Annotated in this window: 17 protein-coding genes; 7 read left to right on the forward strand and 10 right to left on the reverse strand. The window is 33.9% G+C overall.

The features are described from left to right. Positions 1 to 40: 40 nt before the first annotated feature. Together panC and ftsY are read right to left on the reverse strand one after the other, a co-directional pair. The gene (gene panC, locus KF896_03220; GenBank protein ID MBX3042705.1) at positions 41 to 928 is read right to left on the reverse strand and encodes a pantoate--beta-alanine ligase; all 888 of its coding nucleotides are present in this window, start codon (positions 926 to 928) and stop codon (positions 41 to 43) included. Between the two features lie 6 nt (positions 929 to 934). After that, positions 935 to 1,987, reverse strand: a complete 1,053-nt coding sequence (gene ftsY / locus KF896_03225; GenBank protein ID MBX3042706.1) for a signal recognition particle-docking protein FtsY — start codon at positions 1,985 to 1,987, stop codon at positions 935 to 937. A gap of 144 nt (positions 1,988 to 2,131) precedes the next feature. On the opposite strand from ftsY, the gene KF896_03230 reads away from it, so the two are divergent. Next, entirely contained in the window at positions 2,132 to 2,932 is an 801-nt protein-coding gene (locus KF896_03230; GenBank protein ID MBX3042707.1) for an SDR family oxidoreductase, read from the forward strand. On the opposite strand, the gene lptB is transcribed toward KF896_03230, so the two are convergent. Together lptB and KF896_03240 are read right to left on the reverse strand one after the other, a co-directional pair. Then, entirely contained in the window at positions 2,919 to 3,701 is a 783-nt protein-coding gene (gene lptB, locus KF896_03235) for an LPS export ABC transporter ATP-binding protein (GenBank protein ID MBX3042708.1), read from the reverse strand. The two genes, KF896_03230 and lptB, sit on opposite strands and share 14 nt — an antisense overlap. Before the next feature lies 1 nt (position 3,702). Continuing rightward, positions 3,703 to 4,950 (reverse strand): trypsin-like peptidase domain-containing protein, encoded by a 1,248-nt coding sequence (locus KF896_03240; GenBank protein ID MBX3042709.1) that lies wholly within the window; start codon positions 4,948 to 4,950, stop codon positions 3,703 to 3,705. Positions 4,951 to 5,096: 146 nt separating this feature from the next. On the opposite strand from KF896_03240, the gene priA reads away from it, so the two are divergent. Beyond that, positions 5,097 to 7,604: a primosomal protein N' gene (gene priA / locus KF896_03245; protein ID MBX3042710.1), complete on the forward strand. Its 2,508-nt coding sequence runs from the start codon at positions 5,097 to 5,099 to the stop codon at positions 7,602 to 7,604. A gap of 1 nt (position 7,605) precedes the next feature. Here priA and KF896_03250 read toward each other — a convergent pair whose 3' ends face one another. Then, complete coding sequence (locus tag KF896_03250) at positions 7,606 to 8,727, reverse strand: NAD(P)/FAD-dependent oxidoreductase (protein MBX3042711.1); 1,122 nt, start codon at positions 8,725 to 8,727, stop codon at positions 7,606 to 7,608. A gap of 249 nt (positions 8,728 to 8,976) precedes the next feature. Between KF896_03250 and KF896_03255 the strand changes: the two genes are divergently transcribed. The 4 genes from KF896_03255 (at position 8,977) to KF896_03270 (ending at position 13,622) form a co-directional block, all read left to right on the forward strand. After that, positions 8,977 to 11,958, forward strand: a complete 2,982-nt coding sequence (locus KF896_03255; GenBank protein MBX3042712.1) for a hypothetical protein — start codon at positions 8,977 to 8,979, stop codon at positions 11,956 to 11,958. Between the two features lie 32 nt (positions 11,959 to 11,990). Next, on the forward strand, positions 11,991 to 12,677 hold the full coding sequence (locus KF896_03260; protein ID MBX3042713.1) for a response regulator transcription factor: 687 nt from the start codon (positions 11,991 to 11,993) through the stop codon (positions 12,675 to 12,677). After that, the gene (locus KF896_03265) at positions 12,667 to 13,026 is read left to right on the forward strand and encodes a hypothetical protein (GenBank protein ID MBX3042714.1); all 360 of its coding nucleotides are present in this window, start codon (positions 12,667 to 12,669) and stop codon (positions 13,024 to 13,026) included. Before KF896_03260 ends, KF896_03265 begins: the two co-directional genes overlap by 11 nt. A gap of 107 nt (positions 13,027 to 13,133) precedes the next feature. Next, entirely contained in the window at positions 13,134 to 13,622 is a 489-nt protein-coding gene (locus KF896_03270) for an asparaginase (GenBank protein MBX3042715.1), read from the forward strand. Position 13,623: 1 nt separating this feature from the next. On the opposite strand, the gene dnaG is transcribed toward KF896_03270, so the two are convergent. Genes dnaG through folB form a run of 3 tightly spaced genes read right to left on the reverse strand, consistent with a single transcriptional unit; the run spans position 13,624 to position 16,431 of the window. Next, on the reverse strand, positions 13,624 to 15,531 hold the full coding sequence (gene dnaG, locus KF896_03275; GenBank protein ID MBX3042716.1) for a DNA primase: 1,908 nt from the start codon (positions 15,529 to 15,531) through the stop codon (positions 13,624 to 13,626). Next, entirely contained in the window at positions 15,528 to 16,040 is a 513-nt protein-coding gene (gene folK, locus KF896_03280; protein MBX3042717.1) for a 2-amino-4-hydroxy-6-hydroxymethyldihydropteridine diphosphokinase, read from the reverse strand. Before folK ends, dnaG begins: the two co-directional genes overlap by 4 nt. Next, positions 16,030 to 16,431: a dihydroneopterin aldolase gene (gene folB, locus KF896_03285; protein MBX3042718.1), complete on the reverse strand. Its 402-nt coding sequence runs from the start codon at positions 16,429 to 16,431 to the stop codon at positions 16,030 to 16,032. The genes folK and folB overlap by 11 nt, the downstream gene beginning before the upstream one ends. A 522-nt stretch (positions 16,432 to 16,953) precedes the next feature. On the opposite strand from folB, the gene KF896_03290 reads away from it, so the two are divergent. Next, positions 16,954 to 17,136, forward strand: coding sequence for a hypothetical protein (locus KF896_03290; protein MBX3042719.1), 183 nt, complete (start codon positions 16,954 to 16,956; stop codon positions 17,134 to 17,136). A gap of 290 nt (positions 17,137 to 17,426) precedes the next feature. On the opposite strand, the gene KF896_03295 is transcribed toward KF896_03290, so the two are convergent. Further along, positions 17,427 to 18,320 carry a virulence RhuM family protein gene (locus KF896_03295; protein MBX3042720.1) on the reverse strand — a complete coding sequence of 298 codons (894 nt, stop codon included), beginning with the start codon at positions 18,318 to 18,320 and terminating at the stop codon, positions 17,427 to 17,429. 175 nt (positions 18,321 to 18,495) lie between these two features. Continuing rightward, complete coding sequence (locus tag KF896_03300) at positions 18,496 to 22,002, reverse strand: N-6 DNA methylase (GenBank protein ID MBX3042721.1); 3,507 nt, start codon at positions 22,000 to 22,002, stop codon at positions 18,496 to 18,498. Positions 22,003 to 22,165: the final 163 nt, after the last annotated feature.

The following is a 22,165-nucleotide window of genomic DNA, read 5'->3' on the forward strand; positions in this document are numbered from 1 at the left end:
ATTTATTTAACATATATATTTTTTCAAAAGTAACAATAATTTAAGACTTAATAAAATTATCATCGTTAAGTCTGTAAGGAATTTTTATTATCATATTATCAATTAATCTTGTTTTACCAAGATGAACAGCTAAAAGCAAGACAATCTCATCCCCCGGAAAAAAATGCTCAGGTTCATAAAGATTAACAGCCAATGCTGCTGCTGCATAATCAATTTTAATTTCCTGCACAGTTCTTAAAGTCATTTGCAACGTGGTATTAATTATCTTCCTATTTGTTTCGCCCTTAGCAATTATTTTTCTGGTTTCTTCCATAGCAAAGAATAGAACTCCGGCTTTTTTTCTTAAATCCTCCGGTAAGTAGGTATTTCTCGAACTCATAGCCAAACCGTCTTTTTCTCTGATAGTAGGTGCTATAATTATATCTATTCCAAAATCTAAATCATCATTGAGCTTTTTTAATAATAGTGTCTGTTGATAATCCTTCTGTCCAAAAATAGCAAAATGAGGTATCGTTGCATTAAACAGCTTAGCAACCACAGTTGCAACTCCTTGAAAATGAGTAGGTCTAAACTCTCCCTCAAATTTTTCTGTAACTCCCTGTATCAATATAGATGTATTAAATCCTTTAGGGTACATCTCATTGACCTCAGGGAAAAATATATAGTCTGAGCCATTCTCTTCACATAGTTTGAAATCTTTGTCGTAATCACGCGGGTACTTGCTGAAGTCCTCATTTGGAGCAAATTGAGTTGGATTTACAAATAATGTTGTAATCACAATATCAGCAACCTCTTTGCCTTTTCTAATTAAACTTAAATGTCCTTCATGCAGGAAGCCCATAGTTGGTACTACAGCTATTTTGAAGCCTTTCAGCTTATTTTCAAATGATATTTTCTGCATTTCGTTTACTGTTTTGATAATTTGCATATAAGGTTACTCCATTTCTGAAATTTCGTCCTCATTAAGTCCAAATAGTGCCTCAACAAACAAACTTGGGTCGAAAACCTGCAAATCATCAATTTTCTCACCTACTCCGATATATCTAACAGGTATTTTAAGCTCGCTTGCAATAGGAATTACGACGCCGCCTTTAGCAGTGCCATCAAGTTTTGTAAGTACAATTCCGGTGATTGGTGCTACTTTCATAAATTCCTTAGCCTGCATGACTGCATTTTGTCCTGTTGTTGCATCCAATACTAAAAATACTTCATCCGGTGCTTCAGATTTATGCTTTTTCATAACACGACTTAGTTTTTCAAGCTCCTGCATCAAATTAACTTTATTATGAAGTCTTCCGGCGGTATCAATTATTACAACATCTTTCTTATTAGAGATTGCTGATTTCAAAGTATCAAACACAACAGCTGCAGGGTCAGAACCCTGAGATTGTTGAATAATATCTACTTCTGCTCTCTGTGCCCAAACCTCCAACTGTTCATTTGCTGCAGCACGAAAAGTATCAGCTGCTCCAATGATTACATTTTTACCGGCTTTTTTGTAATTATGTGCTAATTTACCGATTGTTGTTGTCTTACCGGCTCCATTGACACCAATAACCATAATCACGTGAGGTTTTTTGCTTTCATCAATAGAATAAGTTGAGTCATTGGCTGCTGAAGGTGTTTTAAGAAGTATTTCATGGATTTCTTCTTTCAGAATATTATATAAATCTTCTGCTTCTTCAAATCCCTCTTTTTTGACCCGAAGCTTCATTTTTGAAATAATCTGCTCTGCAGTTTCAACGCCAATATCAGCAGTAATTAATATTTCTTCGATTTCTTCAATAAGTTTATTATCAATCTTTCTGCCTGAACCTAATAGAGCTTGAAATTTGTCTATAAAACTAACACGGGTTTTTTGAAGACCGTCTTTAATCTTATCAAATTTAATAGCATTTCCTGCTTGGGAAATTACCGTACTTACTTTTTCTTGTACTTTGTCAACCTTTTCGGTGAATTTTTCTTTTAACTTTGAAAAGAAACTCATATAAAATTTTACCAATTATAATAGATAAAGAATGCAAATATAATCAATTTCATTGATATAATAATGAATAAAATGACTGTAATTGTGAAACAATAGTAACATTATTACGTAATTTTTATTTTATAAATTATTTTTTTATTTTTTATGAACAGATTAAACAATAAAATTGCTCTGATTACAGGAGCTGCAAGAGGAATTGGTAAGTCAATCGCAGAAATATTTAAAAATGAAAATGCTTATGTTGTATTGTCTGATATAAAAGATGATTTAGGCATTAAAGCAGTAAATGAAATTGGAAATAATTGTGAATATATAACTTTGGATGTTCGTGATGAGAACAACTGGATAAAAGTTTCTGACTATATTCTTCATAAATTTGGCAGATTGGATATTTTGGTAAATAATGCCGGTATTACGGGATTTTTAGAAACAAATGGACCATTTGATGCAGAAAATGTTAGTATAGAAAGTTGGGACGAAGTGAACAAAGTTAATTCAACAGGCACTATGCTCGGTTGTAAATATGCCATCAAATTGATGAAACAAAATGGTGGTAGTATAATTAATATATCATCCAGAAGCGGAATGGTTGGTATTTCAGGTGCTGTTGCGTATGCTGCTTCCAAGGCATCAGTCAGAAATCATACAAAAAGTGTAGCATTATATTGCGCAGATAAAAAATATAATATCAGATGCAATAGCATTCATCCTGCTGCAATTATGACCCCAATGTGGGATGCTATGCTCGGTGAAGGAGAGCAAAGGAATAAATTCATAAGACAAATTGAATCAGGAATACCGCTCGGCAGATTTGGAAAGCCAGAAGATGTAGCGTACGGAGCATTATACTTTGCTAGCGATGAATCGAATTATGTCACCGGTACTGAGCTGACTATTGATGGCGGAATACTTGCCGGTATGGATGTTAAAACTAATCAGGAATGAAATCTTCTGTTAGATTTTCTGAAACAGTACCATATCTTTCTAACTTGAAAGTTTCACCAAGATAAAGTTTGCGGACTTGTTCGTTATTTGCAATATCTTCTGCTGTACCCGAAATATAAATATTGCCATCAATCAAAATATAAGCCCTGTCAGTTATCGAAAGGGTTTCATGCACATTATGGTCAGTTATCAGCACACCGATATTTTGTTCTTTTAGCTTGAGTACAATTTTCATAATGTCTTCGACAGCAATAGGGTCAATACCTGCAAAAGGTTCATCAAGAAGAACAAATTTTGGACTCGATGCCAGTGTTCTTGCTATTTCGCAACGTCTTCTTTCACCTCCTGAGAGCATATATCCTTTACTTTTTCTGATATGATTGAGTCCAAATTCCATTATTAAGCTTTCAAGTTTTTCTTTTCGCTGCTTGGAATTCATCTTTTGCAACTGAAGAATAGCCCTGATATTATTTTCTACAGACATTTTTCTGAATACTGATGGTTCTTGCGGTAGATAACTTATTCCAAGGCGCGAACGCTTAAACATAGCTTTACCGGTAATTTTTTCATCATTAAAGAAAACTTCACCTTCATTTGGTTTAATCATTCCTACAATCATATAGAATGATGTGGTCTTCCCAGCCCCGTTTGGACCGAGAAGACCAACAACTTCACCTTGTTTGACTTCAAGACTAACGCCTTTAACTACTACCCTTTTCTTGTATTTTTTTATTAAATTTTCTGCTTTGAGAAGATTTTGTTCAGACACTTTATCGCCTTGGATTACTTTCTAAAATAAGATTTTTGATAATACTTTTACCGTTACGATTAATATTGAAAATAAGTTTATCTCCTGTTTTATTATCACCAACAGCAATTAAATAATCTTCAATCCTATTAATTTTATTACCATTAATTTCAATTATTATATCACCAAGTTCAAATCCTGCTTTCTCTGCTGGTGAATTCCTCTGCATACCGAAAACCACGACACCGTCATTAATGTCTGTTTTTATCATTCTGGCAAGTTGTTCATCAAGCTGTCTAGGCTCAATTCCTGTATAAAAGTCTCTGTCAATGGTTTTATTCGCTTTAAGAATTTCCATTATTTCTTTTACTCTGTCTATAGGAATAGAAAATCCAATACCTATACTTCCTGCACCTTGTCTGCCTTGAGAAGTTGAGTATATGATAGTATTCATTCCGATAACTTCACCAAGGGAATTTACAAGTGGACCACCTGAATTACCCGAACTGATTGCTGCATCAGTTTGTATCATTCCTTTGTAAACTCTGTTAAATGGTTGGTCTTCATGTAGAATATTTACGTTATTATTTGAAACAACACCGACAGTTACAGTTGGTTTAGCATTTTTATCGAACAAACCGAATGGATTTCCAAAAGCAATTACCCATTCTCCGATAATTAAATCATCTGATCTGCCAAGCTTCAAATAAGGTAAATTTTTGCCTTTAATTTTAAGTAGAGCAACATCAGATACCATATCAGAGCCAATTATTTCAGCATCATATTTTGAACCATCAGTCATTGTTACTACTATTTTACTGGCATTTCCTGCAACATGGTGATTTGTCAATATATACCCGTCCGGTGAAATAATAAATCCTGAGCCTAATCCGCTTACTTCGTATTCACGGCTTCTGCGGGATCTATTAGAATTGTCTCCAAAAAATCGTCTCATGAATTGATTGAAAAATGGATCGTCGTAAATCGGATCTCTTACAATATACTGGCGTACTTCAGTAACATTAATCCCAACAATTGCAGGACTTCCAACCGAAACAGCTTTTGTAATTGAATTTTGTCTTGAATTATATACCTCATCATTAGCTTTAATCAATTCATAATTTTGAGTTTTACTATTATTAGAATTGTTATTTTGTGACAGATACACATCATTTGCAATATTATCACCGTTACTATGTAGTTTATGCTCGGAATTGCAAGAATTTAAAATTGTTAAAAAAACAATTATTAAAATCCAAAATTTACTCATATTTTTGTATCCTATAATAATACTAAAAAGTTTTTTTCAATTTTACATTAGTATAAACGTAATTCAAATTAAAAAGTTTACATATTCAATTGTAAAGACGGAAAAATTAATAAAGAATTTGGTTTTAATAAATAATTTCGGATTTGATGAGTAAGGCAGTTAAAATAGCAGTTCCGGTACCAACTGACCAGCTGTACACATATACTATACCGGATGATGAGGTTGATTATATCGGTAAAAGAGTTCTGGTAGAATTTGGTTCCAGAGTTCTAACAGGGATAATTGTATCTGATGAGAATTTATCAGTAATGCGCGAATTAAAGCAAGTATCTGAAATACTTGACATTTCTCCAACCTTTACTGAGAGTATGCTAAGGTTGACTAGGTGGATATCTGAGTATTACATGTGTTCTTGGGGAGAAACACTCAAAGCGGCTACACCTCCTTCAATGTCGCCTGAGACTACTATTAAAATAAAGGTGTTGAAAGTTCCGGGCTCTTATGAAATTATTCGTATGCGCCACAGAAGCCCGCTTAGGGCTGAACTCCTCAATTACCTTATGAATCAGGAAGACCCCGTTACAATATCAACTATAGAAAGAAATCTAAACAACAAAAATATACATTCAGCTTTATATGCTCTTGAACGTTTGGGATTCCTTGAAATCAAGCGAGTCCTCAAGAGGGAAGCAGCAATGAAAAAAATTAAATGTCTGCAAGTTTCACGACATATTTACAATGATGAAGCAAGACTGAAATTTGTTATGGAAAAACTTGAATCCGGCTCTCCGATCCGTTCCCGATTATTCAGTTATGTCTTCATGAAAAATAAAGATAATGATTATCCTATAGTTAAAGCGGCACTTACATCTACCCAAAGCAATCACTCACATCTGAAGTTTTTGATAGATAAGAATTATTTGCAAACAATTGAAATTGAGACTCCCAAAAAAGCTTATGATGAAAAAAATAGCCTTGGCAAGGGAGATGAATCATTTTTGCAAATGACAACTGAACAGGAAAATAATTACAAGATTATAGCCGAGTCTATCGAAAAAGGAGAAAACCATACATATTTATTGCATGGAATAACCGGAAGTGGTAAAACATTAATTTACCTTCACTTGATTAAAAAAGCGATTGAGCAAAATAAATCAGCTCTTGTACTTGTACCTGAAATATCTCTGACACCTCAGTTAATAGACAGATTTTCTGCTACATTCGGTCATCAGATTGCATTGTTGCACAGCCGTATGACTGATGCAGAAAGATATGAATCATGGAAAAAAATTCATACCGGAAAAGTTCGTATAGCTCTTGGGGTGAGATCTGCTGTTTTTGCTCCATTTAATAATTTAGGTATTATCATTGTTGATGAAGAACACGAATCTTCATACAAGCAGGATTCACCGGCTCCGAGATACAACGCAAGAGATGCTGCTGTTATTCGGGGAGTTTTTGAAAATGCTACTGTTGTTTTGGGTTCGGCAACACCATCGCTTGAGTCTATGTATAATGCTCAAACAGGAAAATATACACTTTTAGAAATAAACTCAAGAGCTGATGGAGCTTTACTTCCTAAAGTAACCATAGTTGATATGCTTAATATAATGAAAAAAGGGCAGTCTAAGTCTATGGTATCAAAAGTTTTGTACGATAAAATCAAGGAAAATCTTTCCAATGACAAGGGTACTTTGATTTTACAGAACCGCAGAGGTTTTTCTGTAAATATTCGGTGTACTGATTGTAGTCATGTTCCTCAATGTAAAAATTGTGCTATAAAACTAACTTACCACAAGAGCAAGAACCAGCTGAAATGTCATTATTGTGGCTTTCAGACAAAAGCCCCCACGAAATGTCCCGAATGTAATAGTTCACATTTCGAAATTGTGGGATTTGGAACTCAGCGTGTCGAAGATGATATATTCAATAATCTCAAAAATGAGGGATTTAGTGCAAATGTATCAAGACTTGATATGGATACTGCATCAAAAAAAGGCAACCAAAGACGCATTCTTCAAAATTTTGCATCAGGCAAGATAGATATTTTAGTTGGCACTCAAATGATTGCTAAAGGACTTGATTTCAAAAATGTTTCCTTAGTAGGTGTTATTAATTCTGATATTCAGCTTTATCTACCTGATTTCAGAGCTGCTGAGAGGACCTTCCAGCTCCTCACACAAGTATCCGGTCGGGCAGGTAGAGATAAAGCTATCCTTGGAGAAGTATTCATTCAGACTTTTGAACCAGATAACAGCGCTATTAAATATGCTCAAAATGCTGATTATAAAGGCTTTTATGATAGTGAAATAAAAATACGAGAAGCCGCAAATTATCCACCTTATGCAAGATTTGTTATAATTGAATTTTATGGTAAGGAAGAAAATCTTGTGTCTAATTATGCTTCTGCATTTGAGGGTTTACTTCCAAAAGATATAGATTTTGCTGAAATATTAGGTCCTATATTACCTGCTATGCCTAAGCTGAATAATAATCACAGAAGACTGATTATTATCAAAAATAATAAAGCTAACGATAAATCAGGTTCAAAACTTAGAAAAATGTTGAGAACTACTCTGCTTGACTTTAAGTTAAACATATCTCATCAGGGTGTTATGATGAAGATTGATATTGATTCACACTCAGCAATTTGATTTATTCATTAATTCGATTGATTATATCATTGATATATTCTCCAATAGCCGGTGCTGCAGTTAACCCCGGTGATTCAATACCTATGAGATTAATCAAACCTGAGTAGCCCTTATCAATTTCATTAAGTATAATAAAATCTTTAAGGGCTTTCTCATATGGCTTTTGAACTGATGACATTATACCACTCATATCTGATTTTATATCATTATACTCTAAAAAAGGCAGATACAGCTTCACTTCATTATAAAATAACTCATGAAAACTATCATCAACAGAATAATCAATTTTATCAGACCAAATAAAATGGGGTCCTAATCTCATCCCTCCATTTAAGTCGGGTGTTGTATGAATTCCAACAGAGCCTTCTTCCGGAGGTATCGGATAAATCAGCATCTCAGGATATAACTCCAGTTTTCTAAGGGCACGAAAATAAATCCCTTTATGATAATGGATTTTATATTCCGGCAAATCAAGACCTGCCATAGCTGATACTTCCCCACTCTGCAAACCTGCTGAATTTATTAAAATATCGCACGTGAATTCATAAATGTCTGAACCTGATTTTACTTTTACAACAAATCCTGAATACAATTTTGTAATTCCAATAACTTCCTGATTGTATAAAAATGAAACACCATTTCTAATGGAATTGTTTTCAAAAAATGACATCAGTGACTCAGAATCAACATACCCGGAACTAGGAAAATAAATTGCTTTTTTAGCTCTGATGTTTGGCTCAAAAGAATTTATTTCATCCAAATCAATAATTCTGCAATCTTTTGCACCATTTGATTTTGCTAAATTAAATAATCCATTCAATTTTTCAATACTTTTTTCATCATTAGCAATTAATAATTTTCCAGAATTTTTATGAGGAATATTATTTTTCAAGCAAATATCATATATTAGCTCGTTACCTCTTAGGCATAACACCGATTTTAAGCTGCCAGGCTGGTAGTAAATACCGGCATGGATTACTTCACTACTTCTTGATGATGTTTCTTTTCCAAAGCGATTATATTTATCAATTACAGCAATTGAACTATAAGTTTGAGACAATTTACTTGCAATTGCAAGACCAACTACCCCTGCTCCGATTATAAGAATATTAACATCACTCATACTATTTTCTAATAATATTTTATAAATTACTTAAAAAGTGTAAACTGAAAATAAATTGTATTAAACTTTAAAGATTAACAAATTGAAATTATGAATTAATTAAAGGAACAACTTATTAATTTTTCATAAAAATGGTATAATTTATGCTTAAATTATAACATTTATCGTATAAATTTGTACTAAAATTAACTTTTTTTGTGAAAATATTATGAAAAATAAATTAAATTCAATATTTTGGAGAAGAATCAAATGAACATTTTTGACAAAGTATTAAAAAAAATGAATTTTGTAATAAAAACTGGTATAATAATACTGCTCTTTTTGATGCTTCAAAACGAGTTAAACTCACAACCCAACTACTCTGCATGGCATTTCAGAGATGGTAATTTAAGTGGGTCGAAACGAGGTGGCTCTGGTTTTTATATTCAAAATATTGATTCATTCAGAGTAAAATGGGCTACTCCTGATATAAGCGGTGATGTTACTCCGCTGATTGGTAATCTTGTTGATAATACTTTTGAGGGGATTTCTTTCACTCAACCACTTGAAATGACTGCGCTTATGGGTGATGAAATTGTTATTATCGGTGGCTCCGGTGTGCTTCTAAAAAAACAGAAACTTCCTGCTTATGCACAAAATGTTAAAGCATTTACAGTTCTGTTTGATTCAATGAACACAGGATTCAGCAATTATGCAAATAATACTGTTCTCATTGGTAGTGAATCAATAGAATTTTTTAATCCTAATAGCACCGATACTCTTGCACACTCTTATATTTTCGGTTATGACGCTGAACTGGATTCAATAAAAGTTGTAAAACGCCTTTCAATTGATTTGAGAGATTTTGCACCCAATGTATCAGCCTCTATCAAACCTTTTTACGGAAGAAGAGTTGGTGGCAGACTGATGGTATATACCGTAATTGACATGAATAAACCAATTATTTCGGGAAGTTCTACAACTGAGCCTGAATTTTTCAGAGGCTTTGCTCAATTTTACGATGATGACCAAAATTCGATATTTCCACTTCCGGATATGAAGGACCAGAAGGATTTAAGAATTCATTTAGCATCTGATGTCGGCTTATATCAGCCATCTGTGCAGTTATTAGCCAATAATTTTACAGGTGTTCTCCTTCCATGGCAATCTTCTGTACAACCAAACATAAATATTTCAGAGCTCGTTGGAGGTGGTAATTTTAACACATCTTCCGGAGAAAGTTATCTTCTTGGTTTCAATATAGCAGGTGCAGGTTTAGCAAATAATTTCTCTCCGAGAGTAATTCCGGTTAATGGGACAAGATCAATTTTAAGACCAATTTATGCAGAACTTGATGTTTCAGCTAATGTCAGGAATAATTTTATTTTAGTTGCAGAGCAATATTCAGGTATTGATGGCTCTGATGGGGAATCTAAGCTGCATCTTTATACTCAGGGTGGCGCCCCAATTACAGGAACACCTCAATCATCTGTTCCACCGTTAAGTGGCGGCAGAAACCATTACTGGTCGGTGGGGGTTGGAAATATTGATGGTATTTCGTCAAACTCTTGGGGTAAATATTATCCGAATAATCCCGGGAATGAAATTGTTGTAACACAAAGTTCCAAAGAAAGTGTTTTTCCTGAAAGCAGATTATATATAATGCGATACAGATTAGGAGCCCCTATCGAAAAGCCAACTCCATCAGGTGATACACTTTTTCAATTCGATACTATAGCTACTTCACGAGTCAATGGCTGGCTTGCAGCTGTTGCTGATATAGATTTACATCCTGATGGAAAAGATGAGATTATTTTAGTTGATGGCTCTAAGCTTATGGTTTTGAGGATGAGAGATTATCAGGATGTAAATTTCCGTCTAGGATACCCTTTTGATACAGTTTATACTAAAGAATTCAGAAAACAAACAATTTCTAATGTTGCAATTGCTGACCTGGAAGGCGATGGAAGACCTGATATCATAGTTACGACATTCGACAGCACTTATGTAATTGGAAGTATCATAGAAAATACAATTGTAATTGATTGCCCTCAAAAAGAAGGGATTTCGGATTTTTGCTTAAATGATACAATCAATCTTCGTTGGCAGAATATTATTATGGGTCAGCCAAATGTAAATATACTCTTTGAAAGACTTGACCCGGATGGAAACCTAATTGATACATTAGTTATCCAAGAGTTCGCAGATAACAACAACGAATTTGTTGATTTTCAGGTTCAAGCAGGTACAAACTTATTTAAAGGAACTAACTTCAGGATTATTCGAGGCAGATTTATTATACAGGGGACAGATTATCCCGAAAAAATAAATGCAGCTTCATGTTACTTAAGCATATATTATCCTGAAATTAATTTGATTAGCACATTGCCTGCTCTTCTTGAAACGGGAGATTTATTAAGCATATCTGCATCTGTTTCTTGCATTGATTCTGTTAGTTCATACTACAAAGTGATTGACACAACAGGTTGGAATTATATTGGATTAGCTGATATTAATTCAGGACAGGCTGATTTCAACTTCATTATCCCTTGTTTCAGCGATATTTTTGACTGTGGTCAAAGTTCTCAAATCGAGAGATATATTGATTTAATGTTTGTTACCCACATTAATGGTTATTCTGATACTGTATATTATTCTGGTATTCAAATTATACCTAAAAAACTACAATTTACAATTGACGAAAAATTAACAGCAGACCCATCAATAATAGTAAGATGGAATCCATCACAGTTTGCAGGTATTATCCCCTGCTCCGAAATTTCTATATCAGTTTCTCTTGATGGAGGCTTTACTTTCAATCAAATTGGCACTTCAAATGTAAGCGATGCATTTTATAAATGGAATGTGCCTTATAATATTCAGGACAATTTGATTTTAAGGCTTTGCTGTCTTCAGGAGGCTTGTTTCAGAGCTGATTCAAGTATTACTGGTGTTACACCGAATTATGTAAATATCATAGCTCCTAACCCCTTTAATCCTGAAAGAGAGATAATGGAGTTTGTTTATAAAATACCTGAAAGTTTGAATATTTCAGTATCAATTTATGACCAGAGTAACAGATTAGTAAAGCAAATTTTAAAAGATGTTCCCAGAACTGCAGATATTGTATATACAGACTACTGGGACGGCGCCCGAGCTGATGGCTCTTATGCTGCAAATGGTTTGTATTATTTAATTCTTGATTTATCCAACGGCAAACGCGAGATACATCAGGTATTTTTAGGAAAATGATTGTTTTGTATTTTATTTTTTAAGGAAAAAATATGAGAGTGCTTGTTGTAGAAGACGAAAGAAAAGTTGCAAATTTTATCAAACATGGACTTGAAGAAGAGCGTTACATTGTAGAAACAGCTTATGATGGTATTTCAGCACTTGAAATTGTGATGAATAATCACTTTGATGCAATTGTGCTTGATGTTATGTTACCGGGAAAAGACGGCTTCACTTTGCTGAAAGAAATGCGTGATTCAGGAATTTCAACACCGGTAATCATGCTCACCGCTCGTGCTAATGTCGAAGACAGAGTAGCAGGTTTAGACCTTGGAGCCGATGACTACCTTCCGAAACCATTCTCATTTGATGAGCTTGCAGCAAGACTTCGCTCTATTCTTAGACGCTCAAGTCCTGAAAAGAGTACTAAGCTTAGGTCAGGCGATTTAATTTTGGATACAGTTTCACATCTTGCATATCGTCAGGGAAGGGAAATTGAACTAACAACTAAAGAATATGCCCTACTCGAATATATGATGAGAAACAAAAACAGAATTTTAAGTCGTAGTACAATCACGCAGCACGTATGGAAACATAATTTTGATCCTGAATCTAATATTATTGATGTATATATTAAAAGATTAAGGTCAAAAATTGAGAAAGATGGTGAAAAACCATTGGTTCAAAGTATAAGAGGTGTTGGTTACAGGCTAAGAGAAATTTCAACAGATGAACAATAGGCAACCCGAGAGTTTAAACTCCTTATTAGAAAAAGTAGCCGAATATATTCAAACAATTCAAAGTGGTTTTGACGCTTATCAAAATGAATGTTTCGATAAGCGTCTTCCTCAATTTTTTTGTCTGGAATTAAATGGTGAAGCAGGAGAGCTCGCAAATTTGGAAAAAAAGTCATGGAAAGGAAAAGATGTACCTTTTGATAGATTTGAAGATGAAGCTGCCGATGTCATGATTGCACTGTTAAACTATTCGAATTCAAAAGGGATTGAACTTGGAAAAGCAGTTTACAATAAATTAGTTCGGATTGAAAATAAACGTGCATTACTTGAAAGTAAAGGTGAAAAGTATTAATAAATCCTTGTAATTTATTAATATATAAAACCATTAATTATCCAGCAGAATGTAAGCTAAACAAATTTTAGATAAATTTTTATAATATTGTATAATTTAAGATATTTATGTCAATAAGAATTTTTGTAACGGGCGGTACTTTTGATAAAGAATATAACGAACTTAATGGTTCATTATACTTCAAAGACACTCATATGAATGAAATGCTGAAGCTTGGCAGATGCAAAGTTGATATAGAAATTAGAACTCTAATGATGATGGATAGCGTTGAAATGACAGATGACGACCGTGAGCTTATTTCTAATAATTGCATAAAAAGTAACCACGACAAAATAATAATAACTCATGGCACAGATACTATGGTAGAAACAGCTAAGGTTATTGCTTCCAAAATAACCAACAAAACCATTATTCTTACAGGTGCAATGATACCTTACAAATTCGGCAGTTCGGATGGCTTGTTCAATTTAGGAGCGGCTATTGCATTTGTTCAGACTCTGCCAAATGGAGTCTATATTGCGATGAACGGTAGATATTTTAATTGGGACAATTGTCGAAAAAATAAAAATATTGGAGAATTTGAAGAAATTAGATGATTTAATTATTCTCAAAGCTACTTTGATTTTTATAAATCTTGGAATTTAGCTCTTTCTCTTTGCGGAGAAGCTCAAGAAATCGGTTTTTATGACCAATGTTATCTCCGTCTTCTTTCATTAAATTTTGTACTTCACGAATTTGTTTTTGGACAAACCTCATTTTTATCCTCAATATTGAGTCACTAATCATAAGCGGATAATCAATAATGACTTCTTCAGCCTGAAACTTTTTGTGCCAAAGCTCACTTTGGGATTCACCGGCTAAAGCAATGTCTGCAATCAGTCCTCTGATATTCCTGCTTAAACTTTCATCACTCATTATGGAGTCAAGAATTTTATCATTAACCGAATGTGACTGAATAACTGCAAATAAGGCTCTTGCTGAATCTGAATAGAAAATTTCGGGACCAACATCATAACGCTCAATTAAATCAGTAAATTCGTCTTCACCTTGCAGGGCATACTTCAAAAGTAGCTTTTCTTCGTTTAATATTTGCTCCGGATGAACTATTAAATCTTCATAATTAAATGCAGTTTGAGTTTCAATTGAAACCAAAAAGTCTTCTGGTTCGCGAGAATCTGCATAATTAGTTTCAGATTGAATTAATTCATTAATATACTGTCCTCTGAATTTATAAACCTGTCTGAGCTGAGACTCTGATAAATCCAACAACCCTGATAATTTTCGTATATAAAAATCATGTTGCATCGAATCAGGAATTGATACGATTGTTTTTACCGTTGAACGCACAAAATCCGAAAGCGATTGAGCAGAATCAAGCTCACCTTTTTGCTTAGCATGTCTGTATTTGAAATCTAAAAATGATTCAGCGTCACGAATCAAATACTCCATTTGGACAGCACCGTTTTTCATAATCACAGTATCAGGGTCTTCACCATCTGGAAGATTAATTACCGAGACATCCAGTCCCTGAACAAGAGCAATTTCAGCCCCGCGTTGTGCTGCCTGAATTCCAGCTGAATCTCCATCATAGCAAAGTGATATACTCTTGGTGTAGCGTTTGATTAATTTCACTTGTTCAGAAGTCAGTGCAGTACCACTTGATGCTGCGACATTCTCAAATCCGGCTCTGTAAAGTGTAAGATAATCGGCATATCCTTCAACCATTATCACATATTTTTTATCCCGGATTGCGGATTTTGATTCAAATATTCCGTAAAGTAGCTTACTTTTATCATAAATAACTGACTGAGGTGAATTTATATATTTAGCCTGAGTTTTATCATCAATCATTAGCCTCGCACCGAATCCAACAACTCTTCCCATAAAGTCACGAATTGCAAACATAGCACGAGATCGAAATCTGTCAATTAAATTTCCTCTCTCAGTCCTGATTGAAAGACCTGTATCAATAAGCAATTGCTCTTCAAACCCATGCTTGATTAATCTTTTTGATAATATTTCCCAGTCATTAGGCGAATAACCGAGCAAAAATTTGTCAATTATGTCATCTGAAAATTGTCTTTTGTAAAAATATTGAAGTGCGGCAGCGCCTTCTTTTTTTCTTAGATATTTTGAATAAAACTCCGCAGCTTCTTTCATAGCTTCATAAGCTGCATCATTTGATTTTCTCTCTGTACCATCATCCTCATGCATTCTCGGCATTTCTATGCCATATTTGTTTGCAACAAGATGCACAGCCTCAAAGAAACTCAATCCCTGATAATCCTGTACAAATGTAAACACATTTCCTGCTTTTCCGCACCCGAAACATTTGTAGATGCCTTTATCAGGTGATACAGTAAACGATGGTGTTTTTTCTTTGTGAAAGGGGCATAATCCTAAATAATTTTGTCCTCTTTTTCTGAGGGATATAAATTCGCCGACTATTTCAACTATGTCGGCGGATTCTTTTATGCGTTCTATTATTTCATGAGGTATTTTCAAGATGCCAAAGCACTATAAAGTTTGACCTGTGATTTATCTTCGCATTCTTCAAGTAATTTTGTAATCGTTTTATTTGATAACGGATCTCTTAAACTGCCTGCTATTTCTACAGTTGGCATTAATACAAATTTTCTTTTGCTAAAATACGGATGAGGTAGTATCAGTTTTTTATCATTGACAACATTTTCTCCATGTAAAATTATATCAATATCAATTTCACGCTCATGCCAATGTTCACGCTTTTGCCTGCCGGAAATATATTCTATACTTTTTGCAAAGTATAAAATTTCTTCTGCTGAGTATGAAGTTTTACCAATTAAACTAACATTCAGAAACCAAGGCTGATTCTCGTATCCAAAAGGTTCTGATTCGTAAAATGAAGATATTGAAATATCCGAAATTAGTTCTGATTCCTTAAAAAGTTTAATTGCCGTTATAATATTATCATAACGGTCCCCGAGATTAGACCCTAAAGAAAGAAGAACAGGTGTATCGGTATTATTCTTCATCTTGGTTTGGTTGTATTCTTGAAATAGATTGTTCTGCTTCAATAAAACCCACAACCCGTCTCATTGGAACTGACATCTTTCTGATTCTGACATTTGCCATTTCGAGATTATCAAATTTATCCATAAGCATATTCAGAATATCTGAACACAAAGTTTCTACTAAATTATAATTTTCTGAACCTGTAATAATCTCAGAAACACAAAATAGGGCTTCCTCGTAATTAACTGAGTATTTTACATCATCATTGACAATAGCTGTTTTGGCATCATAATACAAATCAAGATCAACTTCGTACTTTCCGCCTAATTTTTTTTCCTCTTCCTTAACACCGTGATATGCGTAATATTCTGCGTTTACTATGCTAAGCCTTGTAAGATCAGTATGGAACATATATTTCATCCTTTTAATTTCATTAAAAAAAATAAAGACGTAATTGATTTGCAAAAATTTAACGATATAAAAAAAATATAAACATTAGATTTGTTTATGGAATTGAAATTATAGCCAATAATTATTCAATATTTTGAAATAAGTTCGGGGATTGGGAATTGGGAATTGGGGATTAGAGGCTGGGGCTCGGGTTTCGGAATAGCAACGTAGTTGCGAACTATTAATAGAAAAGGTATCGGGGCTAGGGTGTCGGGTGTCGGGAAAAAGCTGCGTAGTAGCTTACTATTAATAGAAAATAAGTTAAATAGAGAAATCCCACTTTTAAAAAGGGGGAAAGCTCGCTTGCGAACAGGGGGATTAAGACAAAAATTAGTTGATAGTTATTGAGTTATTGAGTTTAAATTCAAATCCCTCTGTCACTGCGTGACATCTCCCTTTAATAAGAGAGAAAATAGAAAATGCAAAATCCCCATTCCAATTCTTCCTAACCCCTAACCCCAAGCACCGATACCTTTTCTATTAATGGCACGCAACTACGTTGCTATTCCGACACCCGAAACCCAGAACCCCAAATTCTTCTCCTACGGAGTTGGCTATTTGGTGCAGTTGGGGGCAAATTCTGCTATTAAGTGTAAGCAACTACGTTGCTATTCCGACACCCGAAACCCAGTCCCAAATCCTACTCCTACGGAGTCAGCTATTTGATGGCTTCGGGCTTACTTTCTGCTACTAATGGTACTCAACTACGTTGCTATTCCAAAAACCGATACCCGATACCCGATACCCAGAACCCGATACCCAAAACCCAGAACCCGAAACCCAGAACCCATCACCCTTCCCCTTCCACTATCTTAATTTCATCATCACTCAATTCATAAAGCTGATAGACGAGCTGGTTAATCTCACGGTCGGTTTTAAATGGGAATGAGCAGTTCATTTTCATAAACTATGTCCTTAGACTGTAACAAGATAATATAGAATGAATTTTTCAGATATTATTTTTTTCTATTCAATTTTTTGAGTTTCTTTTGAGTATTACTTATTGATTCAATAAACTGTTTTTCAACATCCGATAGTTCGTTTATAGTTTTTGATTTATATAATTCATATTCAGAATCTGCTTTTTTTTGTGCTAATTCGGCAGAAATTTTTCCTGCATTAGCAAGTAATTCCTGACGTGACATTTTAATAAAACCATCAAGAACTTCAATCCAATCTTTCATGTACATAGGTCTTCTCTGCATAGCATTTACTTCGGCAATATCAAGATAAGCTGATACAAGCCGATTGAGAATGCCAAGTTCCTCATCATTTAAATAATTTTTGGCAATTGAAATCTCGGATTTTGTTGGTTTTCTACCTTTAAAACTTGTCAAACCCATAAACGGCAATTCAGAATTGGCTCTTTCAAATATAATTTCAGCAGCAGTATGACCATGCGCCGCCCAATGAAGTTTATTCTGTACTGTCTGAAAAAATAATTCCGTAGTTTCAGATTTAGGATTATAATCAATACTTGTAGCATAAATTTCTAATACTTTACGATAAAAGACTTTTTCCGATGAGCGAATATCCCTAATGCGGTTAAGTAGTTCTTCAAAATAACCACCTCCTTGTTTGAGGAAGTCGTCATTCATTGTAAATCCTTTTATAAGATATTCTTTCAATCTTTCAGTAGCCCAAATTCTAAACTGTGTACCTCTTAAAGATTTAACTCTATAACCAACCGAAATAATTACATCAAGGTTGTAAAGATTTGTAGGTTTGGTAGAAAAATCGGAAATTCCGATTTTTCTTACAGAATTTTCCTCAACAAGTTCACCCTCATTAAAAACATTCAAAATATGTTCATTAATAGTTGACCTTGATTTTTGGAATAAATCTGTCATTTGGTCAATTGTGAGCCAGATAGTGTCATTTTCGAAGCGGGTTTCAATTTTAGTCTTACCGTCTTCAGTTTGGTATATAATTAACTCAGTTAATGGTTTATTTTGGCTTGTCACAATCTAGTCCTTAATAGTTTGAAACATCTTAATACATATTTTTGCAGTAATTTCCATCACCCTACTCCCCCTCCACAATCTTAATTTCTTCTTCTGTCAGTTCGTAGAGCTGATAGACGAGTTGGTCAATTTTATTGTCAGTATATTTTATGCGGGCTTGCAGGTGCTCTTTTTGTTCCGGAAGTGTCGCGGCTTGCAAGTCCTTGTTTAGTTGGAGCATTGTTTCGACTAACTTAATTAGTTGGTTCTGTGTTTCGGGGGCTGGGTTTTGGGGGATAGGAAATAACCTAAATACTTTTACCCCAATATCAACACCAATACCTCTTTTTTTTCCATTCATATTGAACCAATATCCACCGACTTTTGAATTCATTAAACTTAGTAAAAATTTTAAATCATATTTATTTGATTTTTGAATAATAACAGAAAATGAGAATCCACAATAATATTTTTTCTCATCATAAAAGAATTCAGGTTTTAAAAACATTCCCTTACAAATCAATTTTGGCTCATCAAAAAATCTTTGTTCTCGTGTTCTATGTATCCCATAGGGAGCATTTGATGATGTAATAAATTCTTCCATATTGTCAAGATGTTTTTTTATATTGGGATAAATGCCTCTTGCTATTCTCTCCCTCTCAATTTTACCTAAATACAGCAAATACTCATTCTGATAATTAATACTATATCGCTTTACATGACTAATATTCAAATATGGTTTTAATAGTTCTAATTCTGAAGTAGTTAATTCCAATGATGAAATCTCCTTTTCATTTAATACAAAAACTCCATCACCAATTTTTATATTTTTATTTTTGGTATTTGTAAAAAGATTTTTAGAAATCTTATCAGTTGCTTCTACCACTCCCTGTGAAACTTCAAAATGGTTGACTAATGAATCACAGTTATTGAAAATATCAAGTCCACAACTTAAATTTATTTTATCAACCCCGAATAAATTGCTATTATTAATTCTATGATTATCATATGAATCAATATTATCATTTGGATCATCCTGACTTATACTGTAAATTTTTGTGTAATATTCTTTTTCATTTGCTTTTCTAAATATTGAAATATTATGTTTACCACTTACATCCTTGAAGACCTTGTAATTATCAAAATTTACGATAATTTCAATTGTAAGTTCCTTTTTTATTCGATTAATTAGGATAGAAGCACCATCACTTTTCATCCAATAACTGTTCGTTATTATACCGAATAGTCCATTTTGTTTTAAAATATCAATACCACGATGTACAAAATAATACCAATAATCCATTTTACCTTGATGGTATAATTGACCAATTCTTGATTTTAAAATTGGTTCAAATATTTCTTGGCTTCCCCTTTCTTTTAGATACGGCGGATTACCTATCACTACATCAAAGCCACCTTGCTTGAATACCATCGGAAAAGCACTCTCCCAGTTGAAAGGTTTAATCTTCTTTTCGGCTCCCGGCTCGAAATCAATCTGATTATCATAAAAATCTATGTCAATAAGAGAATTACCACTTTTGATATTGCTGTCAAGTGAGGGCAGTACCCTTTCATGCAGAAACGATAACTGGCTTATTGATGCTTCCGTTTCTCCTTCCATTGCCTTCAGCATTAAAGAGAGCTTTGTAACCTCGACAGCGTTTGTGTCAATATCAACACCGTAAATATTATTCAGAAGTATATCTTTCTTAACCTGTGTAGTCAAATTTCCGTCCGGGCGGAGAAATTTATCCTTATTCTTAATATTTGAATTATGATAGTATTCCTTATGCCAATCCAAAAGATACTGATAAGCACCAAGCAGAAAAGAACCACTACCACACGCGGGGTCACATATTTTTATTTTCTCGATTTCCTCCGGAGTAGCGAACTGATTGTAGAAGGAATTAGGAATTAGGAATTGGGAATTAGAAATAAAACAATTTCCTTCTTCCTCATTCCTATTTCCTACTATACTATTTTCGAATTGATATTGCTTATCATTGATGACAGCATTTTCTGAATTCCATTTAGTTTCTCCCAAATTGGAGTCATTACCTCCCTGCTGATAAATTCTAATTTCACTGCTAATATCAGATGAGTTTCCAATTCCGTCGCTGAACCTCTCGCAATTATCAAAAACCTTCTGAGTTCCGGTCTGGAAATTCTTCCCCATCCCTCCGCTATGTTTGCCGGAATTGATGTAACCGCTCTTTTTATTTGACTTGTCAGACCAAACATTTCCTCCTTCGGCAGTTCCCTCGCCATTTGATATGTCAAAACTGTCAGTTCTATTGATTGTTTCCAAATTTCCAGGTCTTTGTAACTCTTGACCTTGTCCAATTTCATTTTTTTCTCCATATTTATTATAATAAATTTGCTTTTTTAACAAACTATTCTCACCATCATTATTCCCTTTTCCTAATTCCCAATTCCTGCGTCCTATTTCCCCAATCAACTTACCAACAGTATTCTTAACTATATAATCAACAATATATTGAGGTGTATAATAAACCCCACCGGCTTTGCGGACTTCTGGTTTCTCTTCTATTTTTATTCTGTGTCCGGGAGTAATACGGATAATTTTACCAAGATACTGCTCATACGAATGACCAAGAATTTCAACAGGTATTACTGAAAACTCATAAGGGCTTTTCGGATAATACATTTCTTCGATTATTGTTTTCAGTATCTTATCATCAATTTTCAGATTATCAGTAATCCTATCCTTTTGATAATCAAAAAGTCCGGAATTGTATTTTAAATCGGCAGTATGGAACAATGTTTTCAGATTTTCATAGGAATTATTACCGATTAGATTAAATAACTGATTTTCACTTTCAACTCCGCGGTCTTCGCATATTCTTAAAAATATTATCCTGTCCATAATTTTTTGAAGTGAATAATTCAATTCATCTTCATCAATAGCCGGATTGCGGTTGACAATATTTCGAGCAAGCAAATCTCTCCAGGTGTCAAGTGATTTCAGAAATTCAGCGTCAACTCCGGTAGTACCTTTTTTGCCTTTGTTAGAGCTTACAAACTTATCAAAACTGCCTTTGAGAACCATTTCTTTAGAGAAGGTCTCCCAAAGAAAATCAAACTCTTTCAGATAATCTTTGTAAGTGAAATATTTAATTCTCGAAACAGAGGCTTTATCTGTTGGTGCGGGCTTTATGGTACAATCATAAATGGAAAATTCTTCAAAATCTGAAATAATTGAAATCGGCATTTTAGCACTCCAACCGTATCGTCTTAGTTGATAAGCCGGTTCGATTGTGTCTTTTATTGATACACTTGGCTTTTTGGCTTCCAGAAAAAATTTCTTCTGACCATAAATTGTAAAGCAGTAATCCGGAGCTTTGGTTTTTCCGGCAACTTTGATTTTATCTTCGTGAATAACTTCACGGTAACTTTCAGCAAGTCCGGCTCTGTTGTTTATATCCCAACCTAATGCTTCAAAGAATGGATTGATATAATCCGTCCTTGTCTGAGTTTCGTTGAAACTACCTTTTTTATATCCTTCGACATGATAATCGAATCTTTCAGCTAATTTTTCAATCGTATCTTTCGCATCAATTTTGTTCATATTAAAATCGCTTTTTTAATTTTTTCTTATTTTCACATTTTCAAACGATACAAATTTAATTAAAATTCTCAATTAATTATCAAATTTAACTATAGAAGTTTTCAACAGCTAAAAATACTTCTTCGCAAGGTTTTATTTCAATAAAATGATTTGTTAAATTCAA

The sequence above is a fragment of the Ignavibacteriota bacterium genome (assembly GCA_019637995.1).
Classification (GTDB): Bacteria; Bacteroidota; Ignavibacteria; order Kapaibacteriales; family UBA2268; genus JANJTB01.

Bases quoted from the DNA above. Each gene is read 5' to 3' on its own strand.
- panC (MBX3042705.1), bottom strand. From the start codon at position 928: ATGCAAATTATCAAAACAGTAAACGAAATGCAGAAAATATCATTTGAA.
- ftsY (MBX3042706.1), bottom strand. From the start codon at position 1,987: ATGAGTTTCTTTTCAAAGTTAAAAGAAAAATTCACCGAAAAGGTTGAC.
- KF896_03230 (MBX3042707.1), top strand. From the start codon at position 2,132: ATGAACAGATTAAACAATAAAATTGCTCTGATTACAGGAGCTGCAAGA.
- KF896_03240 (MBX3042709.1), bottom strand. From the start codon at position 4,950: ATGAGTAAATTTTGGATTTTAATAATTGTTTTTTTAACAATTTTAAAT.
- priA (MBX3042710.1), top strand. From the start codon at position 5,097: ATGAGTAAGGCAGTTAAAATAGCAGTTCCGGTACCAACTGACCAGCTG.
- KF896_03250 (MBX3042711.1), bottom strand. From the start codon at position 8,727: ATGAGTGATGTTAATATTCTTATAATCGGAGCAGGGGTAGTTGGTCTT.
- KF896_03255 (MBX3042712.1), top strand. From the start codon at position 8,977: ATGAACATTTTTGACAAAGTATTAAAAAAAATGAATTTTGTAATAAAA.
- KF896_03260 (MBX3042713.1), top strand. From the start codon at position 11,991: ATGAGAGTGCTTGTTGTAGAAGACGAAAGAAAAGTTGCAAATTTTATC.
- KF896_03265 (MBX3042714.1), top strand. From the start codon at position 12,667: ATGAACAATAGGCAACCCGAGAGTTTAAACTCCTTATTAGAAAAAGTA.
- KF896_03270 (MBX3042715.1), top strand. From the start codon at position 13,134: ATGTCAATAAGAATTTTTGTAACGGGCGGTACTTTTGATAAAGAATAT.
- folK (MBX3042717.1), bottom strand. From the start codon at position 16,040: ATGAAGAATAATACCGATACACCTGTTCTTCTTTCTTTAGGGTCTAAT.
- folB (MBX3042718.1), bottom strand. From the start codon at position 16,431: ATGTTCCATACTGATCTTACAAGGCTTAGCATAGTAAACGCAGAATAT.
- KF896_03290 (MBX3042719.1), top strand. From the start codon at position 16,954: ATGGCACGCAACTACGTTGCTATTCCGACACCCGAAACCCAGAACCCC.
- KF896_03295 (MBX3042720.1), bottom strand. From the start codon at position 18,320: ATGACAGATTTATTCCAAAAATCAAGGTCAACTATTAATGAACATATT.
- KF896_03300 (MBX3042721.1), bottom strand. From the start codon at position 22,002: ATGAACAAAATTGATGCGAAAGATACGATTGAAAAATTAGCTGAAAGA.